Origin of the sequence: Sphingomonas sp. UBA978 (genome assembly GCF_002292295.1) — a bacterium.
In the GTDB taxonomy this organism is placed as follows: Bacteria; Pseudomonadota; Alphaproteobacteria; order Sphingomonadales; family Sphingomonadaceae; genus Sphingomonas.
This window is the reverse complement of record NZ_DBBS01000010.1, coordinates 88,659-109,723: the sequence shown is the minus strand read 5'-3', so window position 1 is coordinate 109,723 and position 21,065 is coordinate 88,659. Positions and strand designations below refer to the sequence as shown.

Genomic DNA, 21,065 nt, shown 5'->3' with positions numbered 1-21,065 from the left:
GATATGCGTGCCATCCTTGCCACCGTCTCCGCGCTCGCCCTGGCCGCCTGCGCGACCGGACCCGATTATGTCGCCCCGCCGACGCCGTCTGCCGCCGCCGGGCCGTTCCTCTCGACCAGCATCGCGGTCGATCCCACGGCCCCCGTGGCGGCCCGCTGGTGGCAATTGTACGACGATCCCGTGCTCGACGGCCTCGTCACCGACGCGCTCGCGGCCAACACCGACCTGCGCGTCGCCGCCGCCCGCCTCGCCCGGGCGCGCGCCGCGCTGCGTGAGGTCCGCGGCGACCGCCAGCCGCAGGGCGAGGTCAGCGCCAGCGGCAATTACGGCCGCGTCGCCGCGATCCAGACCGTCCCCGGCGTCGATCGCGAGGGCTGGCGGATCGATGGCGGCCTCACCGTCTCCTATGAAGTCGACCTGTTCGGCCGCATCAGCCGCAACGTCGAGGCGGCGCGCGGCGACGTCGGCGCGGCGCAGGCCGATCTCGACGCGGTGCGCGTCTCGATCGCCGCCGAAACCGCGCGCGCCTATGCCGACGCCGCTTCCGCTGCGGAGCGGATCGCCGTCGCCGAACGCATCGTCGCGCTGATCGACCGATCGTTGACCGTGACGGCGCACCGGGCCGACGTCGGCCTCACCACCCCGCTCGACACCGCGCGCATCGCCGCGTTGCGCGACCAGCGCCGCGCCGACATTCCGGCGATCCGGGCGCAGCGGCAGGCGGCGCTGTTCCGCCTCGCCACGCTCACCGGCCGCGCGCCCGCGGCGTTGCCGCCGATCGCCGCCGAACGCACGACGACGCTGCGGCTCGACCGTCCGATCCCGATCGGCGACGGTGCCGGCCTGCTCGCCCGCCGCCCCGACGTGCGCGCCGCCGAACGCCGCCTCGCCGCCGCGACCGCGCGGATCGGCGTCGCGACCGCGGACCTATACCCGAAGATCAGCCTCGGCGGATCGATCGGCCAGACCAGCACCGGCCTCGGCGACCTGTTCGGCGGCGGGCCGCTGCGCTGGCTGCTCGGACCGCTCATCAGCTGGAACGCCAACCCGACCAAGGCGCGCGCGCGGATCGCCGGGGCGGAGGCGGACACGCAGGCCGCACTCGCGACCTTCGATGGCACCGTGCTGCAGGCGCTGGAGGAGAGCGAAACCGCGCTCTCCGCTTATGCCAACGCGCTCCAGCGCCGCACCGCGCTGCAATCCGCGCGCGACCAGGCCGCCGCCGCCGCGCGCATCACCCGTGCGCAGCAGCGCGAAGGCCAGATCGACAGCCTCGTCGCGCTCGACGCTGAACGCACGCTGGCGGACACGGAGGCGACGCTGGCGCTGGCGGACGCGCAGATCGCCGACGCGCAGGTCGACCTGTTCCGCGCGCTGGGCGGGGAATGGAGCACCTGACGGTACGCGCCGGCCATGACGCGAATCCGCATGCCGCTCCATCGTAGCGCCGACCGACAATTCGCCTCAGGCTATCGACAGAGTCGGCCCGGTTAACCGGACGGGCCGGCGCGCCGTCATCAGTACGGTTCGCACCAGGCTGCCCAGACGAATGGCGACCGTTCCGTCATGGGTCGGGGTGATCGTCGCCGACACCAGCCGGCCGCCGGCCCAGGACAGAGCGACTGTATGCCCGCCACGCGCGCGCAGGCCGGTAACCTGCCCCGTCGGCCATGCATCGGGCAGCGCGGGCAGCAACGCTATCTCGTCCCGGCGGCTGCTCACCAGCATCTCGGCGATGGCCGCGGCACCCCCGAAATTGCCGTCGATCTGGAACGGGGGGTGGGCGTCGAAGAGGTTGGGGTAGGTGCGCTTGTGACCAATCAAGTATTGCATGATGCGGTGGGCGCGGTTGCCGTCGCGGAGGCGGGCCCAGAGCGCGACGCGCCAGGCGGTTGCCCAGCCCGTCGCCTCGTCGCCGCGGGTGTCGAGCGAGCGGCGCGCGGCGGCGGCGAGCGCGGGCGTCGCGACCGTATCGATCTGATGCCCCGGGAAGACGCCGTAGAGGTGGCTGACGTGACGGTGGTGGAGGTCGTTCGCACCCGCGTCCCAGTCGGCCTGCCATTCCTGCAGCTGCCCCTGCCCGCCGATCCGGTACGGCGCCAGCCGGTCGCGCGTGGCGAGGAACTGCCGCGCGAGATCGGGGTCGCGGCCGAGGATCGTCGCCGCCTCCGCCGCCTGACCGAACAGGTCGCGCAGGATCGCCATGTCCATCGTCGGGCCGGCACAGATCGATGAGCCGTGGCCATGGTTGTTCTCGGGCGACAGCGACGGGTTGGTCACCAGAAAACCGGTGTTCGGGTCCTGCTGCAACGTGTCGACGAAGAACAGCGCGGCATCGCGGATCAGCGGATAGACCGAGGCGAGGAAGGCCGTGTCGCAGCCATAGTCGTAATGGTCCCACAGATGCGTGCACAGCCACGCCCCGCCCGTCGGCCACATGCCGAACGCAGGGCCGTCGATCGGCGCCGTCGCCCGCCACAGATCGGTGTTGTGATGGCAGACCCAGCCGCGCGCGCCGTACATGACGCGGGCGGTGCGCGCGCCGGTGACGGCGAGGTCGCGCACCATCGCGACGAGCGGCTCAACGCATTCGGGCAGGTTGGCCGGTTCGGCCGGCCAATAGTTCATCTGGGTATTAATATTGATCGTGTATTTGCCGCCCCAGGGCGGGTTGGTGCTGTCGTTCCAGATGCCCTGCAGATTGGCCGGCTGGCTGCCCGGGCGCGAACAGGCGATGAGCATGTAGCGCGCATAATTGAAGTAGAGCGTGGCGAGCGAGGGATCGTCGCTCGTCTCGCCGCCACGGATGCGGTGGTCGGTCGGCAGCTGCGCCGCCGCGCCGCGGCCGAGATCGAGCGAGACGCGGCGGAACAGCGTGCGATGCGCCGCAGTCGTGTCGTGCGCGATGCGGCGATAGCCGCGCCGGGCGGCGGCATCGATCTGGCCGCAGGTGATCGCGGTCGGATCGCCGCCGACGTCGTCGAAGCGGCGATAGCTGGTCGCCATCGCGACGAGGACGACGAGTTCGCGCGCGCCGCGCACGACGAGGCGCCCGCCGTCGCGCCGCACCTGCCCACCGCTCGCGGACACGCGGACCCGCGCCTCGTAGCGCAGCGCGCCGGGGATGCCGTGCGCCGCCTCGTTGCGGCCGGACAGAAGGATCTCGCCATCGCCGCGGCCGGCCGTCACCTGCGCCTGCTTGACCGGCGTCGTCAGCGACAGGTCGACGTCGATCGTGCCGCCGGGCGCGGCGGTCAGCCGGATGGCGATGACCTGATCGGTCGGCGAGGCGATCACCTCGCGCCGGTACGCGACGCCGCCCGCCGACCAGCGGGTGCTGGCGATCGCGGTGTCGAGGTCGAGTTCGCGGCGATAGCCGGCGACGGGGCGGGAGGGTTCGGCGGGGGTGACCTCGCTCCGCAATCCCTTGGGCGCAGGGGCAGGCGCGGCGGCCGCGGGCGCACCGGCGCGGTCGATCACGAGCGTGCCGATGGTGCCATAGGGCATCTGCCGGAGCGGGCGCGCCATCACCGCCTCGCCGACCAGCGCCTGCGCCCTGGCAAATTCGCCGGCGAAGACCAGCCGCCGCACCTCGGGCAGGGCCGCGAGCGCGTCCGGACTGGCGGGCGCATACGGCCCGCCCGCCCACAAGGTATCCTCGTTGAGCTGGATATATTCGTGGTCGATACCGCCATGGACCATCGCGCCGATCCGGCCATTGCCGACGGGCAGCGCCTCGACCCAGCTGGCAGCCGGCTGCGCATACCACAGGATGGTCGAGGCGGGATCGCTCGCCGCGGGCCGCGCGGCGGCAGCCGCGGCGGTGGCGGCGGGGACGGCGAGCGTGGCGCCCGCCGACAGACCCGCGATCGCGTCGCGGCGGCTGATGCCCGGTCCTGTGTCTCGCGTCATCATTTTGTCCTTCATGGAACCAGCAGCGGGCGCATGTCGGGCACCGCGTCCGCCAGTTCCTTCGTCACGATCGTCGCGAAGAAGGCGGCGCCCTGTTTGCCGAGGTGGGTGTTGTCGAAGGACAGTTTCGGCACCGCGAGCGGCTGCACCTGCACCTCTGTCGCCGCCGGCGGCGTGGCGGCGGGTGCGAGCGGCTGCGATCCGGCGGGCAATTGCGCGAACATCTGCGATGCCGCCGGCCCCATCGCCTGGACGATCGCGGCGCTGTCGGCATGGAGGTCGAGCAGCGGCACCTTGAGCTCGGCGGCGACCTGCCGGGTCGCGGCGGCCCAGGGCGCGAGATCGTCGACCAGCCGGCCGTCGGCGAAGATGCGCCGGGTCAGCGGCGTCACGAGGATCGGCTTCGCACCGAGCGCGCGCGCCTCGCGCACGTAGCGGCGCAGGTTTTCGGGGAAGCCGGTCGCAAGGTCGGTCGAGCGGCCGGGCTTACCCGGCTGGTCGTTGTGGCCGAACTGGATCAACACCCAGACCGTACGATAGCCCGGCACGCGCATTTCGTTCCGCGCGACGTCCCACGACCCTTCCCACCGGTAATTGCCCGAGCTGCGCCCGCCGCGCGCGAGGTTGATGCAGGCAAGGAACGAGGTGACGTGATCGGCACAGAAGGCAGGCCCCCAGCCGCCGATCACGGCCGTGGTCGAATCGCCGACGAGGATGACCTTCGACGGTTCGATCCGGCGCACCGGCGGGCTGCCGGGCGGCGGCGTCATCTGCGCGGACGCCGCGCCGGCGGTCGCCCATGCGAGCAGAGCAAGAAAACGGATCATGGGACGATATCCTCTCTGCGGCCGTGCCGGCCGGTCAGTCCAAAGCCCGCGTGCCGGCGATCGTCAGGCGCGCGGCCGCGCCGGGTGCGGCCTTGCCTGCGCCCGCCGCGGGCGGCTGACCGCCGCCGATCCACAGGTCGACGACGCCGGGCGCGACGCGGCGACGGCCCGCCGGATCGACGATGCTCATCGCCCGCGGATCGATGGACAGCGCCACGTCCCGGCTCTCGCCCGGCTTCAGGTGGATGCGCTGGAAGCCCATGAGCGCGCGCAGCGGTGCGCCGGGCGCGGCCTGCGACCCGTAGAGCTGGACGACCTCGTCGCCGGCGACCGCGCCGGCGTTGGTGACGCGGACGGTGAGCGTCGCCGTCTCGCCGGCACGGATCCGCGACCGGGCGAGCCGCGGCGTGCCATAAGCGAAGCGCGTGTAGCTGAGCCCGTGACCGAAGCGGTACAGGGGATCGCCGGCGAAATAGCGATAGGTCCGGCCCGCCATCGCATAGTCCTTGAACGGCGGCAGCTGCCCGGCGTCGCGGTAGAAGGTCACCGGCAACCGGCCGGCGGGGCTGAAGTCGCCGGCGATCAGCTCCGCCACCGCCTGCCCGCCCTCGCCGCCCGGATACCAGGCCTCGACGATCGCGGGGACGTGGCGGTCGGCCCATGTGACACCGAGCGCGCTGCCGTTCATCAGGACGAGCACGAGCGGCTTGCCCGTCGCCTGCACCCGTTCGAGCAGATCCTGCTGCGGCGCGGGCAGGTCGAGACTGGTGCGATCGCCCCCGGCGAAGCCCGGTGCGCGGACGCGCATCTCCTCGCCCTCCAGCCGGGCGGTCAGGCCGGCGACGAACACGACGAGGTCGGCATCGCGCGCCGCGGCGACCGCCGCTTCGCCCCGCGCGCCGAAATTGCTCCAGCTCAGGCTCTGGTCGCCGCGCGGGCCGGTCTGGATCGCCTCGACGACGATCGGATAGCGCTGGCCGGCGGTGAGCGTGATCTCGCCGTCCGCGATCGACGCGGGGTCGGCCGCATCCCATGCATCGACGACGGTGCGGCCGTCGACGCGGATGCGATAGCCGCCGTCGCCGTCGAGGCGGAAGCGGTAGGGGCCGGTTTCGTCCGCGGTCAGGAAGCCGGTCCAGCGGATCGAACTGGCGCGCTCGCGCCGTTCGGGCCGGCCCCAGCCGAAGCGGACGGCGGGCGTGGTTTCGGTCCGTACCGCCCGGCCCGCCAGCGCGGTGCCGGCGAATTCCTCGACGCGCAGGCCGCGGGTGGTGCAGGCGCGATCGACGCACAGCGCCCCGGCGGGAATCGCCTTGAGCGGCGCACCGATCAGGCCGGTGCCCTCGACGACCTGAACCCGCGCATCGGGATAGCGACGGCGCAGCCCGGCGACGACGGTCACCGGTTCGGAGGGCGTGCCGTTGTAATTGCCGACCAGCGCATCGGTGGAATCGGCGTTGGGACCGATGACGGCGATGCGGCGGGGCGTGCCCTTGATCGGCAGCAGGCCGTCGTTCTTGAGCAGCACCAGCGACTTGCGCGCCGCATCGAGCGCGGCGGCGCGATGCGCGGGGGTATCGAAGTCGGTCGCGACGATCGTGCCGAAGCGACCGCCGTCGAGCAGGCCGAGACGGATGCGCGCCTCGAACAGGCGCGTCACCGCGCGGTCGAGCGTGGCGGGGTCGAGCATTCCCTGCTCGACCGCATTGACGACGACCTGCGGGTCGGCGCCCTTGTCGCGGCTGAATTCGGCGCAGATCAGGTCGGTGCCCGCGGTGACCGCGGCGGCGACCGCGCGCTCCGGCGTCGGCACCCAGGCGTGCGAGGTCGGCAGGAACAGGTCGGCGATCGCGGCGCAATCCGACACGATATGGCCGGCAAAGCCCCATTGCGTGCGCACCCGGCTCTGCATGAGCGGGCTGGCACAGGCCGGCACGCCGTCCACGGCGTTATAGGCGCACATCAGCCCCTGTACCTTCGCCTCGGTCACCGCCGCACGGAAGGCGGGGAGATAGGTATCCTCCAGATCGTGCGCGCTCGGGTGGATATCGTCGCGATGGCGGTCCGCCTCCGGCCCGCTGTGAACCGCGAAATGCTTGACCACCGCGAGCGTCTTGGGCCGGGCGGGGTCGCTGCCCTGCAGGCCGGTGATGAACGACACGCCGAGCCGCGACGTCAGATAGGGGTCCTCGCCGAACGTCTCCTGCCCCCGCCCCCAGCGCGGGTCGCGGAAGATGTTGACGTTGGGGGACCAGACGGTGAGCCCGCGATAGCGGTCGGAACTGCCGTCCGGATGCCGGGCGGCGAGATATTTGGCGCGGAATTCGGTGGCGATGATGTCGGCGGTGCGATGGACGAGCGGCGCATCCCATGTCGCCGCCAGCCCGATCGCCTGCGGGAAGACGGTGGCGTTGCCGGCGCGCGCGACGCCGTGCAGCCCCTCGCTCCACCACGCATAGGCGGGGATGCCGAGCCGCGGGATGGCGGGGGCATTGTCCTTCAGCTGCGCCGCCTTTTCCGCCAGCGTCATCCGCGCCACCAGATCGGCGGCGCGTCGCTCCGCGGGCAGGCGTGCGTCGCGCCAGGGCGCGTCCTGCGCCGCGACGCCCGCCGCCGATGCCGCCGCGAGCAACAGCGCACATGCCAGCCGCCTCACAGCGCGCGGAACCGGAAGTCGCGGAAGCGCGCCTCGCCCGTGCCGGCCGAATAGAGGCCGGGCCGCAGCATCAGGAAGCCGCCGCGGACATTGTGGTGATAGCCCGACACTTCCATGCCGCGGTCGAAGCGCTGCCACGTCCTGCCGCCGTCGCCGGAGGTGTGGATCGCGACGATATGCCGTTTGTTGGCGATGCGGATCAGCATGCGGCGGCCGTGCGGGTTGGCGGGACGGCCGCGTTCGATGCCATATTGGTGCGTGACGAAGCGCGTCTCGTCGAAGCCGAGGCCGCAATAGAGCTTGTCGTCGTAGAACAGCACGAGGCCGGCGGTGCCGCCCGGCGCGATTTCGATATCGCACTGGAATTCATAGGCCCGATCGCCGGCGATGAGCATCAGCGGTGCGGAATCGACCGGCGCCTTGCCGCTGGCCTTCAAGACCAGCGCGCCCTTGTCCAGCCGGATGCGATCGCGCTCGGCGGGGCCGGGGCGGAAGAAATTCCATTTGGCGCCGAGCTTGAGCGGCTGCGTGAAATCGTCGCTGAGCGGCTGGCCGTGGGCGCCGCTTTGTCCGCCCTTCGGTTTCGGCAATGGCTTCGACAGGTCGCCGCCGGTCATCCGGAACCAGCCGTCCGCGGTCCAGCGGACGGGATCGAGCAGCACCTGCCGCCCCAGCGTCCAATAGCCGTTCTCATAGCCGTGATAGACCGACCACCAGCTGCCGTCCGGCGCCTCGACCAGGCTGGCATGGCCGCGCGACCACCATTTCTCGTCGTTCGAGACGGTGCGGACGATCGGGTTGCCGGGATCGTTGACCCACGGCCCATGGATCGAGCGCGAGCGGGCGACGATCACCATATGGCCGGTGGGCGGGCCGGCGGTGCCGCCGACCGCGGTTATCATGTAGAACCAGCCGCCGTGGCGGTGGATCTTGGGGCCTTCGGGGCTGAACCCCTCGACGTCCCAGTCGTCGGGATAGCGCCAGGGATCGTAGACATGCTCGACCTTGCCGACCGTCTTCAGCCCGTCGTCGGACAGGCGGATGCGGTCGCCGCCCGACAGGAACAGCCAGCGCGAGCCGTCCTCGCCGACCGCGTGGCAGGGATCGATATGGCTGTGCAGGCCGAGGCTGACCGGGTCCGACCACGGGCCGTCGATATGGTCGGCGTGGATGACGAAGATGTCGTTCTTCGGGCTCGCCTTGACCGGGATGTAGAGGAAATAGCGGCCGTCGTGCTTTTCGAGGCTGACCGCCCAGACCGAGCCGATGTTGCGGGTCAGCGCGGCGGTGCGCGGGCGCCAGTTGACGAGGTCGCGGCTGTGCCAGATCGTCAGCCCGGGGTAGCTGTCGAAGCTGGAGAAGGTCATGTAATAATCCGCGCCGTCCTTGAGGATGGCGGGATCGGGCCGGTCGCCGCCGATCAGCGGGTTGAGGAAGCGCCCGTCGCCGAGGTCGGCGATCCGCTGCCCCTCGAAGCCGCGGCGCCAGCTGGCGTCGAACGGGCGGACGCAGCCCTTGTCGGCGACGGCGGCCTGCGCAGGCGCGCCGGGGATCAGCGCAGCGCCGCCGGCGAGCGCCAGCCCGAAGGCGTCGCGCCTGTTGAACTCGGTCATGCGGGCTCCTGGATCAGAAAGGGCTGGTCGCGGTGGACGACGACATGGCCGCGCGCGTCGAAGTCGATGCGGACGAGGCCGGGCTTTTCGCGGAAATGGCTCGCCTCGTCGTTGCCGAAGAAGGTCTGCCACCAGCGGCCCTGCCGGTCGCGGAAGATGTTGCCGCCGCCGCAGCAGGGCGCGCCCTCGTGCGGTTCGCGCCACGGACCGGTGGGGGCGTCGCTCATCCAGATGCGGAAGGAATAGCGGCCCTCGTAGCGGTCGACGACGCCGAGATAATAGATGCCGTCGCGGGTGAACATCGTCGCGCCCTCGTAGCCGAGCTTGCGACAGCCCTCCGGGGCGCAGGGGGCGCGGTGGTGGCGCGGGTCGTTGTCCCATTCGGTCGCGGTCATCGGCTGCCAGTCGCCGGCGAGGCCGGACAGATCGTCCTTCAGCCGGACGATCTCGTTCGCCGAGCCATAGGTCAGCCAGACCGCCTTGCCGTCGTCGAACAGCGTGGCGTCGATGCTGCGCCGGATCGGCGCGTCGGGCGAGAAGGCGTGGACGTACGGTCCCTCCGCCTTGCCGGTCGTGCTGCGCAGCACCGCGAGGCCGGCGCGGCTGATCGAATGGCAGATGTAGTAATTGCCGCGGATGAAGTGGATTTCGGGCGCCCAGAGCGCGCGGAACGGCACGCCGGCGCGCATCCGCCAGCTCTTTTCCCATGTGCCGTCGCGCTCGATTCCCCAGACGAGACCGCGATACTCCCAGCTGTCGAGGTCCTTCGACCGCCACAGCTCGACGCCGTCGTTGACCGCCCAGATGTTGTCGCCGGTCGATCCGGTCATGTAATAATAACCGTCGCCGCCGGGGCAGACGATCGTGTCGCGGATATGGACGTCATGGAGCGGGCGGATGCGCGGGAGAAGCCCCGCCTTGACCGCAGTGCCGGCGTCGGAGGCGTTCCACGGCGCGACCGGATAGCGCGGGCGGCCCGGCCCCTTGTAGCGGACGTCGGGCATGCCGCTGGTCCAGCCGCCGCTGGCGCTGGCCGCGGTGGCGCGGCGGCCGGGGCCGCTGACGCCGCTGAACGACCAATAGTCCTTCGGCGGCGGCGGCACGATGCGGCCGCTGTCGTCGGCATCGGCCGCCCGTTTGGTGCCGGGCAGCGGCGCCGGGCCATAAGGCAGGCCCGACGCCGTCTGGAGCAGCGGCCGTGCCGCCGCACTGCCCGCGATCGCGAGCCCCCCGATCAGCAGATCGCGTCGTTTCATGATCGTCCCCCGGGGAATGCGCCGCGAACCGGCATCAGAAGCTGAACCGCGCGCCGAGGCGATAGACGCGGCCCGAGCTGCCATATTGCGACACCGCCTCCTGACCGTCGTAGGCGTAGCGGTTGCTCGTCTGGTTGGTGAGGTTGAGCCCTTCCGCCGAGATCGACAGGCCCTGCATCAGGTTGATGTTGATCGAGGCATCGACGTTGGTGGTCGAGCGGCTGAAGCCGAAGTCGTTGATGAGCGGGCTGTCGCAGCCCACCGTCTCGACGACCGCGCCGTTGACGACGTTGCCGCCGACGGTGGTGAGGCCCGGGCTGCACGACCCCGCCGCGAGCGGATAGGTGGTGCTGTACCCGGCACGCTGCGCCACCGAGACGCGGGCGCGGAACGCCTTGGTCTCGTAGAACAACGTCGCGTTGATCGCGTCCGGCGACACGCCGAGGAACGGCCCCTGCCCCAGCACCTGCGGCCGGGTCTGCACGCCCGCGGCGCTGACCGCACCCGGATCGAGGATGTAGTTCAGCTCCGACTTGATGTGCGTGTAATTGAGCAGCACGCCGAGGTTGCGGAACGTCCAGGGCAGGAAGGTGAGGTTCTGCTGGAAGTTGACCTCGATCCCCTTGATGTAGCCGCCCGGCGCGTCGCGATACTGGCGGGCGATGAACGGGAAATTGGCGTCGAGATAGGCGAGCTGGTTGACGTTGGTATATTGCGCCCGGATCGCGGCGCGGGTGGCGTCGTCGACGAATTGCGACAGTGGCGCGGCGAACAGCACCGTCTGCGGGAAGTTGGCGATATCCTTCTGGAACGCCGCGACCGAGAACAGGCTGCTGCGGGTGAAATACCATTCGGCGCTGAGATCGATGTTGCTCGAGCGGAACGGCGCGAGCTGCGGATTGCCGATGGTGAACGAGGCGCCCTGGTTGTCGCCGTTGTTGGGGATCGAGATCGAGGTGATCGTCGGCGACAGGTTGCCGAGCAGCGGCCGCGCCATCACCTTCGACGCGCCGAGGCGCAGGATCAGGTTCGGCACGATCTCGTAGTTGAGGTTCAGCGACGGCAGCCAGTCGGTATAGTTGTTCCGGCCGACGATCGGGCGGCCCGCCTGCGAGGTGCCGTTCGAGGTGACGCCGGTGAAGGCGACGCGGGTGCCGGCATTGCCGCGCAGCGACCGGCCGAAGATCTCCGTGTTGAAGTCGAACTGGAGGTACAGGCCCTTGTCGTATTCATCGACGCCGAACGTCGCCGAGCCGCCGTTGCGCTTGGTGGTCAGGCGCCAGTCGCCGTATTTGTTGATGCAGTCGCACTGGAAGCCGAGCAGGTTGTTAAATTTGGCGAGGTCGGGGACGAGGAAGCTCGACACCGTGCCCGCGGGCGTCTGCAGCCCCTGTCCGAACGGCACCACCTTGCTGTTCGCCGCGGTGGTCGAGCCCGCCTCGAGCAATGTCGGGTTGAGCGTGTCGGTGTTGCGTTCGCCCTGCGAGGTGGAGAAACCGAAGCGGCGCAGCGTGCCGCCGAAGCCGATGTTGAACTGGTCGTTGACCCGCCAGTCGAAATCGGCGCGCACCGATTCATAGGTGTTGCTGACGTAGCGCTGATAGTGACGGATCGCCGAAAAGCCCTTCACCGTCTGCCAGTTGGCGGGATCGGCGACGTCGAAACCGAAGTCGAGCAGCGGCATGTTGCCGCCGGCGCGATCGTCGAAGGTGAAGGTCTGCGGCGAATCCATCCGGTTGAATTCGACCAGCAGGCCGGTGGAGCGGTTCACCGACTTCGACCGGCCGTAGATTGCCGTCATCTTGAAATTGTCGGCGAATTCGTGGTCGAGGCGGAAGGTCCCCTGCCAGAACTTGGTCGTATATTCCGAATAGTCGACCGCCGAGCGCATATCGACGTTGCGCAGCTTCAGATAGTCGGCGAGCCCGTTGGTGACGTTGGCATCGAGCACGTCGACGCCCGGCCGCCCGATCAGCTGGCCGCGATAGGCGAGGCCGTTGCTGGACGGGATGTAGCCGACCGAATTGGGGTTGTTGTAGTAATCGTACGGATCGAGATTGAACGGGTTGGTCGAGAAGATGTTGGCGTTGGCGGGATTGACGCCGCCCGGCACGATCGCCGCATTGCCGAGCACCGACGGCACCAATTGCCCCTGCGCGTTGAGCGCGGTGCCGAAGGCCGGCGTGGTGCCGTAGAGCGACTGGCCGCAATCCTGCGACACCGCGATGTCGCTGCCCGCGGCGGGCGTGCAGAGGCCGGGATAGGCGGCGCGGGCGTTGATCGGGGTCAGCCGGCCGCTGGCGGTGTTGTAGGCGGCATTGGTGTTGTTGCGGTTGAGGCCGACCGGCGACAGCTGGTTGTTCTCGCTCTCGTTATGGAAGCGCGAATAGAGGCCGTCGATCGAGACGCGCGTCTTGTCGGTGACGTCCCATTGATAGGCGCCGGTGAGGCCGAGGCGCTGGTTGCGCACCACCTGATGGGTCAGCGCGGGGAGCGCGGGGATGCGGACGGTGGAATCGTCGAACCGGCCCGGCGTGTTGTACGGCGCGCCCGGATACAGCTTCGCATAAGCGGCGGGATCGGAGCCGGTCTGGAAGGCGGTGGCATCCGGGTTGGCGTAGTTGAGCGTGCCGACGGGTGCGGAGAAGCCGGCGCGCTGCGTCGCGCCCTCGCCGACGAACTGGCTGCTGCGATACAGATAATCCGAGGCGCCGACGCCGCGGTTATACTGGTCGATGATGTTGACGGTCTTGTTGTACGCCCCCGAGAACAGGAACCCCATGCGCTTGTCCGCGCCGAAGCGGAACGAGGCGAGGCCGGCGAGGCGCGGGTTCGTCTTCTTGCTGTTCTCATTGTAGCTGGCGGTCGCCGAACCGCCGATGCGGGTGCCCTTGAAGTCGAACGGGCGGCCGGTTTCGAGGTCGATCGTCGCGCCGAGCGAACCCTCGTCGGTTTCCGCCATCGGCGTCTTCTGCACCTTGAGCGAGCTGAACAGTTCGGAGGCGAAGGTCGAATAGTCAAACGAGCGGCTGCGGTTGGGGCTGGTGCCCGAATCGTTCGATCCGGCGGTCGACAGCGCCTCGATGCCGTTCAGGCGGGTGCGGTTGAAGTCGCCGCCGAGGCCGCGGACGGTGATGCCGCGCCCTTCGCCATTGTCGCGGTCGATCGACACGCCGGGCAGGCGCTGGAGCGATTCGGCGAGGTTGGCGTCGGGGAAGTCGGCGATGTCCTGCGCATTGATCGCATCGATCTGCACGTCCGAATAGCGCTTGTCGTTGAGCGAGCTCTGGATCGACGCGCGGAAGCCGGTGACGACGATGTCCTGCGCGCCGTCGGCCGCATCGGTATCGACCGCGCTGTCCGCGGTCTGCGTCGTCGCGGGACCGGTCTCGACCGCGCGCGACGGGCCGTCGGCCGCCGGCGTCAGCGTCGGATTGCCGCTGGTATCGACCGCGGGGTCGGAACCGGCGGGGCGCGCCGGGCTCGCCTGTGGCGCGGTCTGGTCCTGCGCCAGCGCGGCGGGGGCGAACAGGCTCGCCAGCGCCAGTGCGCCGAGCGAGGTGCCCAGCTTCGCCAGCGCGGTCGTCGAATAGGTCATGATGCTCTCCCTTGGATTGGCCGGTGCGTTCACGACGCCCAGCCTTGTAGAATGGCGGTCGGGGTGAAGGCCGCGGCCTCCCCGTCGGTCAGCCGGCGGCGCGTCGGCCCGGCGGGCGCGGCGCCCGGCCCGGTCGAGCGCCATTCGAACAGGCGCGCCTGTTGCGGCTCGAGCATGCGGCGGATGCGGGCGGGATCGGTGAACCCCATCGCGGTCCAGCCCGCCGCCTTGATATGCGCGTCCATCCGGCAGCGCAGGAACACCGCACTGCCGAGGATCGCCATGTTGCCGCCGGCACGCCATGGCCGGCCGAGCCAGGTCGATCCGTCCGGCACGCCCGCCTCGCGCGTCAGGTGGCAGCGATCGAACACCAGCCCGAACCGCTGGTCGGCAAGCGTGCTCGGCGCGGCGATATAGCCGGATTCGAGCGCGCCGGGGACGTGGCGGGTGACGATCGTGCAATGGTCGAACAGCGCCGCCGCGCCGCCGAAGATGAAGTCGACGCCACCGACGATCCGGCAGCGGCGGAAGTGCGAGCGGGCGTTGACGTAGAGCGTGTCCTGATAGCCCTCGATCGTGCAGCGATCGACGCGGATACGGTCCGCGGTGCGCGCGAGTGATAGCGCTACTGCCTGCGCACCGTTGCTGGCGTGGGAGACGGTGTCGGCGATGAAGTCGAAATCGTTGGCGATGGTGAGGCCGCGCAGGGTGACGCCCGTAGCCTCGACCGTCAGCGTCGCGGTGCGGCCGGTACCCCAGGGCTTGCCGTCGGGCGCGATATGGCCCGCCGCGACGCCGTAGACGATCGTCACGCCGGGCGCGGCGGCCGCGAGCGTGACGTCGGGCACCGTGACGGTCAGCTTTTCGCGATAGACCCCCGGCGCGATCGCGATGACGACCGGACCGGGCAGCGTCGCCGCCTTTGCCAGCGCCTCCGCGATGGTCGTGATACCGGTATCATTTTTGGCGACCCGGAGCGTCGTTTTGCTCGGTGCGGCAATGGCCGGACCGGTGGCGATCAGCGCTCCCGTCGCGCCCAGCAGCGTGACGGACTGTCGCCGCGATTGGATAAGCCCCAGATTAGACGTCGAAAATACCGACACATCCCCTCCCTGTCCCACCGGTTCTATCGAACTCTGTGATAGCGCTAAATTTACGCGATTTCTTGCCACTGGCAAGCGGATATTGCTACCGGTGTCATCAGCGGTGCGACGATGCCGTGTTTGAGGGAAGGATGCGCTGATGCGACGGACGACGGGCTTTCTTTTGGGTGTGGCCGGCCTTGCCGCGCCGGTTGCGGCAGCGGTCGTCGGGCAGATGACGCCGCCGCCCTCGCTGACCGTACAACGACTCGCCGTGCTGCCGGCGGCGGCGCGGCCGGCGTGGCAGGCCTATATCGGGCGCTCGACCGCGGCGATGGCGCGCGACAAGGCGGCGCTCGCCGCGGAACGCCGGGGCCTCGCGACAATCCCCACCCCGCCCCCCGAATCGAAGGCGGAGACGATGCCGCTCGACCGCGATCCCGCCTGGTATGCGGGGCCGGAGGCGCAGGCGATCGCCGACAATATCGTCAGCTATCAAACGCCGACCGGCGGCTGGGGCAAGAATCAGGATCGCAGCGCACCGCCGCGGGTCCGGGGCCAGATGTACCTGCCGTTCGACGGCAAGGCGGGCATCTATGCCGCGCAGGACGGCGCGGGCGGCTGGAGCTTCATCGGCACGCTCGACAATGATGCGACGACCAGCGAACTCGCCTTCCTCGCGCGGGTGCAGGCGGCACGGCCGGGCGCGGCGGGCGAACGCTATCGCACGGCATTCGCCAGGGGCCTGCGCTATCTGCTCGCCGCGGAACTGCCCGGCGGCGGCTGGCCGCAGGTCTATCCGTTGCAGGGCGGCTATCACGACGCGCTGACGCTCAACGACGACATGATGGTGAAGGCGACCGCACTGTTGCAGAAGACCGCGGCGGGCGACGGCGACTATGGCTTCGTGCCGACGGATCTGCGCACCGCTGCGCGCGACGCCGCGGCGCGATCGGTCGCGACGATGCTGGCGACGCAAGTGCCGTCCCAGGGGCGCCCGTCGATCTGGGCGCAGCAATATGATCCGCTGACGCGCACGCCGGTCGGCGCGCGCAACTTCGAACCGATCGCGCTAGCGACCGCGGAGAGTGCGGCGCTGCTGCGTTTCCTGATGGCGCAGCCCGATCCGAGTCCTGCGGTGAAGCAGGCGATCGCCAGCGGTGCCGACTGGTTCGCCACGCATGCGCTGCGCGACGTGGCGTGGACGCGGCCGGCGGGCGCGGACGGGCGGCGGCTGGTGGCGGCGCCGGGTGCGGGGCCGCTGTGGGCGCGCTTCTACGATCCGGCGACCGGCAAGCCGATCTACGGCGACCGCGACCGGTCGATCCGCGACGACGTCAACGACGTGAGCCTGGAGCGGCGCAACGGCTATTCCTGGTTCAGCACGTCGGGGATCGGCGTCGCGACCGCCTATGCCAAATGGCGGCAGCGCCACGGCGGGTGATCGCGCCGCATGCCCCCGGACGCGCCGCTGTTCCGCGACGGTCCGGGGGACGATGCCGCTGAACCGGCGAGACAATCCTAACTCCTATCGATATAGTATAGATTTGCCCGGTACGGGGCGGCTGCGCATCCTGCCGCCATCCCCGCCCGGGCGAGGACATGTACTTCGCGGCGGAGGGACGGCAGTTGGTCCAGCAGGCAGTGCGCGACACCGGCGCTTCGCGGTCGATCGAATGGCCGACGATGGCGCTGGCGGTGGTGATCTACGCCGGCTGGCTGCTGCTCATCGCCCTGCACGCGCGGCTGCCGGCGCCGGTCGTGATCGCGGCGGGGGCGTGGCTGATCGCGTGGCACGGGTCGCTCCAGCATGAGACGATCCACGGCCATCCTACCCGCTGGCGCCGGATCAACGCGCTGATCGGCGGCGTGCCGCTGGCGCTGTGGCTGCCGTTCGCCTGTTACCGGCGCGACCATATCGCGCATCATGCGACCGATCATGTCACCGATCCGCTGCGCGATCCCGAATCGCGCTATGCCCGGCGCGCGACCGGCATGCGGGGCAGGATCCGGCTCGCGCTGACGGCAGCGCAGGCGCCACTGCTCGGGCGGCTGATCCTGGGGCCGGCGGTGGCGATCGGCGGCTTCCTCGCCGGCGAGATGCGCCGTGCGGTGGCGTCGCCCGCCATGGTCCTGCGCGACTGGAGCGTGCATCTGCTCGGCGTCGTCGCGATCCTCGCCTGGCTGCGGCTGTGCGGCATGGGCATCGGCAGCTATCTGCTGATCGTCTATGCGGGGACGTCGCTGACGCTGCTGCGGTCCTTCGCCGAACATCGCGCCGCGCCGGTATCGGATCACCGCGTCGCGGTGGTCGAGCAGGCCGGGCTGTTCGGCATCCTGTTCCTCCACAACAATCTGCACGCCGCGCATCATCGCGCCCCCGCCCTGCCCTGGTATGCGTTACCGCGTTTCTATGCGGACCACCGGACCGACCTGCTGCACGACAATGGCGGGCTGCTCTATCGCGGCTATGGCGAGGTGTTCCGCCGCTATGCGCTGCGCCCGCACGACGTGCTGGTGCATCCCGACCATGCGCATTGACCGGTCATGAGCCGGGTCGCCTCGCTGGGGATGTACGACCAGCCGCCGCTCCACGCCGCGAACGACCGGCTGTGGCGCGCGATCGCGGAGCGACTGCGGCAGGCGGGGGTGGCGGGGGTTCCCGACCGGCTGGACCGCGACCGGTCGCTCGAGGCGATCTGGGACGATCCGACGCTGCTGCTCGCGCAGACCTGCGGCTATCCGCTGACGACGCGGTGGCGTGATCGGCTGACCTATGTTGCGACGCCGCTCTACGCGGCGCCGGGGTGCGAGGGCCATTGCCACCGCAGCCGCTTCGTCGTCCGCCGCGACGATGCCGCCACCGACCTCGGCGCGCTCGCCGGGCGCCGCGCCGCGATCAACGACGCGACATCGAACACCGGCATGAACCTGTTGCGCCGGGCGGTGGCGCCGCTCAGCGTCGGCCGCCCGTTCTTCGCCGGCGTCGTCGTGACCGGGTCGCACGCATCCTCGCTGGACGCGGTGGCGCAGGGCGCGGCGGACGTCGCCGCGATCGACGCGGTCACCTTCGCGCATCTTGCAGAGCAGCAGCCCGCTAGGACGGCGCGGGTCCGGACGATCGGGTGGAGCGTGCCGGTCCCCAACCTGCCGTTCGTCACCAGCCGGTCGACCGACCCGGCCCTGGTCGACCAGCTAAGACGCGCCGTGGACGACAGCATCCTGGCCGAACCCGAAGCCGCACGGGCGCTGCGGCTGCGCGCGAGCCGGGACATCGGCCTTGCCGCCTATGATCGTGTTACCGAAATCGAGGAAGCGGCGTGCCGGCTCGGCTATCCGGCCCTGCAATGACGCGGGCGACGCTCCCCAAGCGTCAGCCGACACCGTCCGTCAGCGGCGGGCCGAACACCGACCAGCCGGTCCGGTCGCACAGCATCTCGAGCGCGCGGACGCCGAGGATGCTGTTGCCGTGCTGGTCGAGGTTCGGCGACCAGACTGCGACCGAGGCGATGTCCGGCACGATCGCGAGGATGCCGCCGCCCACGCCGCTCTTCGCCGGCACGCCGACCCGCAGTGCGAAATCGCCGGAGCCGTCGTAATGGCCACAGGTCATCATCAACGCGAGCACCCGTCGCCGGCGGCGCGCGACGGCGTCGGCGTCCGCGTCCTCCGGATGGCGCCGCGTCGCGCTGAACGGCAGGCCGGCCCGCGCCAGCCCGCAGCAGTCGAGGACGATGGCGCATTGCTGCACATAGGCCTCCATCACCGCGTCCGGGTCGGAGTGCAGATTGCCGTGGTGGCGCATGAAGCTCATCATCGCGCGATTGAGGTCACCGCCCTCCTGTTCGGAGGCGAGCACCTTCGCGTCGGCGACGATCCGGTCGAGCCCGGCGCGGCGGCGCACGTCCTCCGCCACCGCGCTCGCCTGCCAGTCGTCGGCAAGCGCCTCGACCAGCATGTCGACCACGACCAGCGCGCCGGCGTTGACGAACGGATTGCGCGGGATACCCTCGGTCCGCTCGAGGTCGACGATCGAGTTGAACGGATCGCCCGACGGCTCGCGCCCGACGCGGTCGAACAGCGCGTCGCCCTTTGCGCCAAGCGCCATGTCGAGCGCGAAGACTTTGGAAATGCTCTGGATGGGAAAGCCGGTCTCCGCGTCGCCGGCGGTGACGATCGCCCCGGAAGCCAGTGCGACGGCGATGCCGAACGGCCCGGGCGCGACGTCCTCCTTGCGATCCGCCGCGGCCTCGATGGCGGCGGCGTCCCGGCGGATCGTCGCGGCGATATCGGTGACGATCCCGGCCAGCGCACTCATCGTCGCGCCGCCGCGCCGCGGGTCGACGGACCATCCGACGGGGCATCGCCCCGACCGCGTTCCCTATGCACTGCCATCATGTCTCCCGGTGCCGCGGCAGACGTCCGCGGTGTCCGCAGAAAGCCCGGGCCATGGCGCATGTTCCCGCGCGGCTGCCGGCTCGCGCGTGATCCGCACCTTGCCGATGGCAAGCCTCTCCCTAGATCGGCCCTGCCCCGAGCGGATGGCCGCATGTCGTCCGACCCTGCCCCAACGAAGGATCACCGATGAGCAACGATCCCTACACGCCCCCCGCCGTCTGGACCTGGGACCGGGAGAGCGGCGGCCGCTTCGCCAACATCAACCGGCCCATCGCCGGCGCGACGCATGACGCGCCGCTACCGGTCGGCCGGCATCCGTTCCAGCTCTATTCGCTGGGCACGCCGAACGGCGTCAAGGTCACGATCCTGCTCGAGGAATTGCTCGCGGCCGGCCATGCGGAGGCCGAATATGATGCCTGGCTGATCCGCATCGGCGAGGGCGACCAGTTCGGCAGCGGCTTCGTCGCCGCCAACCCCAATTCCAAGATACCGGCGCTGGTCGATCGCCGCAGCGCCGAGCCGGTGCGCGTCTTCGAATCCGGCGCGATCCTGGTCTATCTTGCCGAGGCGTTCGGCGCGTTCCTGCCGCCGGCCGGCCCGGCGCGCGCCGAATGCCTGTCGTGGCTATTCTGGCAGATGGGCAGCGCCCCCTTTCTCGGCGGCGGCTTCGGCCATTTCTATGCCTATGCACCCGAAAAGCTCGCCTATCCGATCGACCGCTATGCGATGGAAACGAAGCGCCAGCTCGACGTCCTCGACCGCCGCCTCGCCGAAAGCGCATTCGTCGCCGGCGCAGACTATACGATCGCCGACATGGCGATCTGGCCCTGGTACGGCCAGCTCGCCCAGGGCGCACTCTATGGCGCAGGCGACTTCCTCGCGGTGCAGGACTATCGCAACCTCCAGCGCTGGACCGAACAGATCGCCGCCCGCCCCGCCGTCCAGCGCGGCCGGATGGTCAATCGCGTGACCGGCGAACCGTCCAGCCAGCTCCACGAACGCCACGACGCGAGCGATTTCGCCTCGCGGACGCAAGACAAGGTGATTGGCGCCCACCCTGCACCGGTCGGAGGAGCGTAGGCATCTCGGTTCAGGACAATGTCCAGCAAAGCCACTTTGGCGTCAGAACGCGGCGCATACGGGGCTGTCCACCGAAGAGCCAATGACTCTGCTATTGGTCTTGTACCGGATAGCGGAATATTGCCTGCTGGCTAAACTAGAGGCCAAGTCGTCCCGGGACAAATATTCTGGCCGACATGAAGGTGAAGGCCATCAACCCCACCAGACAACGGCAAAATCGGAACTTCGTCAGAGCCATCCAAGGGTCTCCCATACTGGCCCCCGAACATCCTGGCAGGCCTAAAGACATTCCATGACAGGTCACGGGGCCCAGGCGGGCGGCGTAGAATCCGACGAGGCGGTCGGTACGTCCGAAAGCGTTTGCGTCGGCGGTACGGCCATGCCCTGCCGCCGTTCCAAGCTCCGCCGACGGCTGTTCGCGACATCGTCCTCCAGCAGACGGCGGAGGCGGGTTTCCAACTCGGGATCGGGCGTCTCGACCGGGACATCAGCATCTGCGATCGGCGCCGGCGTCGGGGCCCCCTGCTTCGCGTCTGCCCCGGGAACGACGCGGACCGCCCCGGTCTGCCGTCCCGGCGTGCTGTCGCGGCGTGCATGCCAGACAAGGGCGCCGACGCCCGTACACGCCGCCGCGACGCCCGCG

Annotated in this window: 13 protein-coding genes; 5 read left to right on the top strand and 8 right to left on the bottom strand. The window is 70.1% G+C overall.

Annotation, left to right across the window (positions count from 1 at the left end):
* Positions 1 to 3 precede the first annotated feature (3 nt).
* On the top strand, positions 4 to 1,398 hold the full coding sequence (locus B2515_RS04550) for an efflux transporter outer membrane subunit (RefSeq protein WP_293874201.1): 1,395 nt from the start codon (positions 4 to 6) through the stop codon (positions 1,396 to 1,398).
* Between the two features lie 66 nt (positions 1,399 to 1,464).
* Here B2515_RS04550 and B2515_RS04545 read toward each other — a convergent pair whose 3' ends face one another.
* The 7 genes from B2515_RS04545 to B2515_RS04515 are packed head-to-tail and all read right to left on the bottom strand — an operon-like array spanning position 1,465 to position 14,965.
* Positions 1,465 to 3,912 (bottom strand): glycoside hydrolase family 95 protein, encoded by a 2,448-nt coding sequence (locus B2515_RS04545; protein ID WP_293874199.1) that lies wholly within the window; start codon positions 3,910 to 3,912, stop codon positions 1,465 to 1,467.
* An 11-nt stretch (positions 3,913 to 3,923) separates the two neighbouring features.
* A complete protein-coding gene (locus B2515_RS04540; protein ID WP_293874197.1) occupies positions 3,924 to 4,739 on the bottom strand; it encodes a rhamnogalacturonan acetylesterase in 816 nt (271 codons plus the stop codon).
* A 34-nt stretch (positions 4,740 to 4,773) separates the two neighbouring features.
* Complete coding sequence (locus B2515_RS04535) at positions 4,774 to 7,395, bottom strand: glycoside hydrolase family 3 C-terminal domain-containing protein (RefSeq protein ID WP_293874195.1); 2,622 nt, start codon at positions 7,393 to 7,395, stop codon at positions 4,774 to 4,776.
* Positions 7,392 to 9,008: a family 43 glycosylhydrolase gene (locus B2515_RS04530; protein ID WP_293874192.1), complete on the bottom strand. Its 1,617-nt coding sequence runs from the start codon at positions 9,006 to 9,008 to the stop codon at positions 7,392 to 7,394. The genes B2515_RS04535 and B2515_RS04530 overlap by 4 nt, the downstream gene beginning before the upstream one ends.
* Positions 9,005 to 10,264: a family 43 glycosylhydrolase gene (locus B2515_RS04525; RefSeq protein WP_293874189.1), complete on the bottom strand. Its 1,260-nt coding sequence runs from the start codon at positions 10,262 to 10,264 to the stop codon at positions 9,005 to 9,007. Before B2515_RS04525 ends, B2515_RS04530 begins: the two co-directional genes overlap by 4 nt.
* Before the next feature lie 34 nt (positions 10,265 to 10,298).
* Positions 10,299 to 13,862, bottom strand: coding sequence for a TonB-dependent receptor domain-containing protein (locus B2515_RS04520; protein WP_293874187.1), 3,564 nt, complete (start codon positions 13,860 to 13,862; stop codon positions 10,299 to 10,301).
* A gap of 29 nt (positions 13,863 to 13,891) precedes the next feature.
* A complete protein-coding gene (locus B2515_RS04515) occupies positions 13,892 to 14,965 on the bottom strand; it encodes a pectinesterase family protein (RefSeq protein WP_293874186.1) in 1,074 nt (357 codons plus the stop codon).
* 139 nt (positions 14,966 to 15,104) lie between these two features.
* Between B2515_RS04515 and pelA the strand changes: the two genes are divergently transcribed.
* The 3 genes from pelA to B2515_RS04500 all read left to right on the top strand — a co-directional run bounded on the left by pelA (position 15,105) and on the right by B2515_RS04500 (position 18,295).
* Positions 15,105 to 16,388, top strand: a complete 1,284-nt coding sequence (gene pelA / locus B2515_RS04510; RefSeq protein ID WP_293874184.1) for a pectate lyase — start codon at positions 15,105 to 15,107, stop codon at positions 16,386 to 16,388.
* A 158-nt stretch (positions 16,389 to 16,546) separates the two neighbouring features.
* Complete coding sequence (locus B2515_RS04505; RefSeq protein WP_293874180.1) at positions 16,547 to 17,485, top strand: fatty acid desaturase; 939 nt, start codon at positions 16,547 to 16,549, stop codon at positions 17,483 to 17,485.
* Between the two features lie 6 nt (positions 17,486 to 17,491).
* Positions 17,492 to 18,295, top strand: a complete 804-nt coding sequence (locus tag B2515_RS04500) for a phosphate/phosphite/phosphonate ABC transporter substrate-binding protein (RefSeq protein ID WP_293874177.1) — start codon at positions 17,492 to 17,494, stop codon at positions 18,293 to 18,295.
* 22 nt (positions 18,296 to 18,317) lie between these two features.
* Here B2515_RS04500 and glsA read toward each other — a convergent pair whose 3' ends face one another.
* Positions 18,318 to 19,262 (bottom strand): glutaminase A, encoded by a 945-nt coding sequence (gene glsA / locus B2515_RS04495; protein WP_293874175.1) that lies wholly within the window; start codon positions 19,260 to 19,262, stop codon positions 18,318 to 18,320.
* Positions 19,263 to 19,528: 266 nt separating this feature from the next.
* Between glsA and yghU the strand changes: the two genes are divergently transcribed.
* On the top strand, positions 19,529 to 20,422 hold the full coding sequence (yghU, locus tag B2515_RS04490) for a glutathione-dependent disulfide-bond oxidoreductase (RefSeq protein WP_293874173.1): 894 nt from the start codon (positions 19,529 to 19,531) through the stop codon (positions 20,420 to 20,422).
* Positions 20,423 to 21,065: the final 643 nt, after the last annotated feature.

What these genes read in the sequence shown, in the direction of transcription:
- B2515_RS04550 (WP_293874201.1), top strand. Translation starts at nt 4, where the DNA reads ATGCGTGCCATCCTTGCCACCGTCTCCGCGCTCGCCCTGGCCGCCTGC.
- B2515_RS04545 (WP_293874199.1), bottom strand. Translation starts at nt 3,912, where the DNA reads ATGACGCGAGACACAGGACCGGGCATCAGCCGCCGCGACGCGATCGCG.
- B2515_RS04540 (WP_293874197.1), bottom strand. Translation starts at nt 4,739, where the DNA reads ATGATCCGTTTTCTTGCTCTGCTCGCATGGGCGACCGCCGGCGCGGCG.
- B2515_RS04530 (WP_293874192.1), bottom strand. Translation starts at nt 9,008, where the DNA reads ATGACCGAGTTCAACAGGCGCGACGCCTTCGGGCTGGCGCTCGCCGGC.
- B2515_RS04525 (WP_293874189.1), bottom strand. Translation starts at nt 10,264, where the DNA reads ATGAAACGACGCGATCTGCTGATCGGGGGGCTCGCGATCGCGGGCAGT.
- B2515_RS04520 (WP_293874187.1), bottom strand. Translation starts at nt 13,862, where the DNA reads ATGACCTATTCGACGACCGCGCTGGCGAAGCTGGGCACCTCGCTCGGC.
- pelA (WP_293874184.1), top strand. Translation starts at nt 15,105, where the DNA reads ATGCGACGGACGACGGGCTTTCTTTTGGGTGTGGCCGGCCTTGCCGCG.
- B2515_RS04505 (WP_293874180.1), top strand. Translation starts at nt 16,547, where the DNA reads ATGTACTTCGCGGCGGAGGGACGGCAGTTGGTCCAGCAGGCAGTGCGC.
- B2515_RS04500 (WP_293874177.1), top strand. Translation starts at nt 17,492, where the DNA reads ATGAGCCGGGTCGCCTCGCTGGGGATGTACGACCAGCCGCCGCTCCAC.
- glsA (WP_293874175.1), bottom strand. Translation starts at nt 19,262, where the DNA reads ATGAGTGCGCTGGCCGGGATCGTCACCGATATCGCCGCGACGATCCGC.
- yghU (WP_293874173.1), top strand. Translation starts at nt 19,529, where the DNA reads ATGAGCAACGATCCCTACACGCCCCCCGCCGTCTGGACCTGGGACCGG.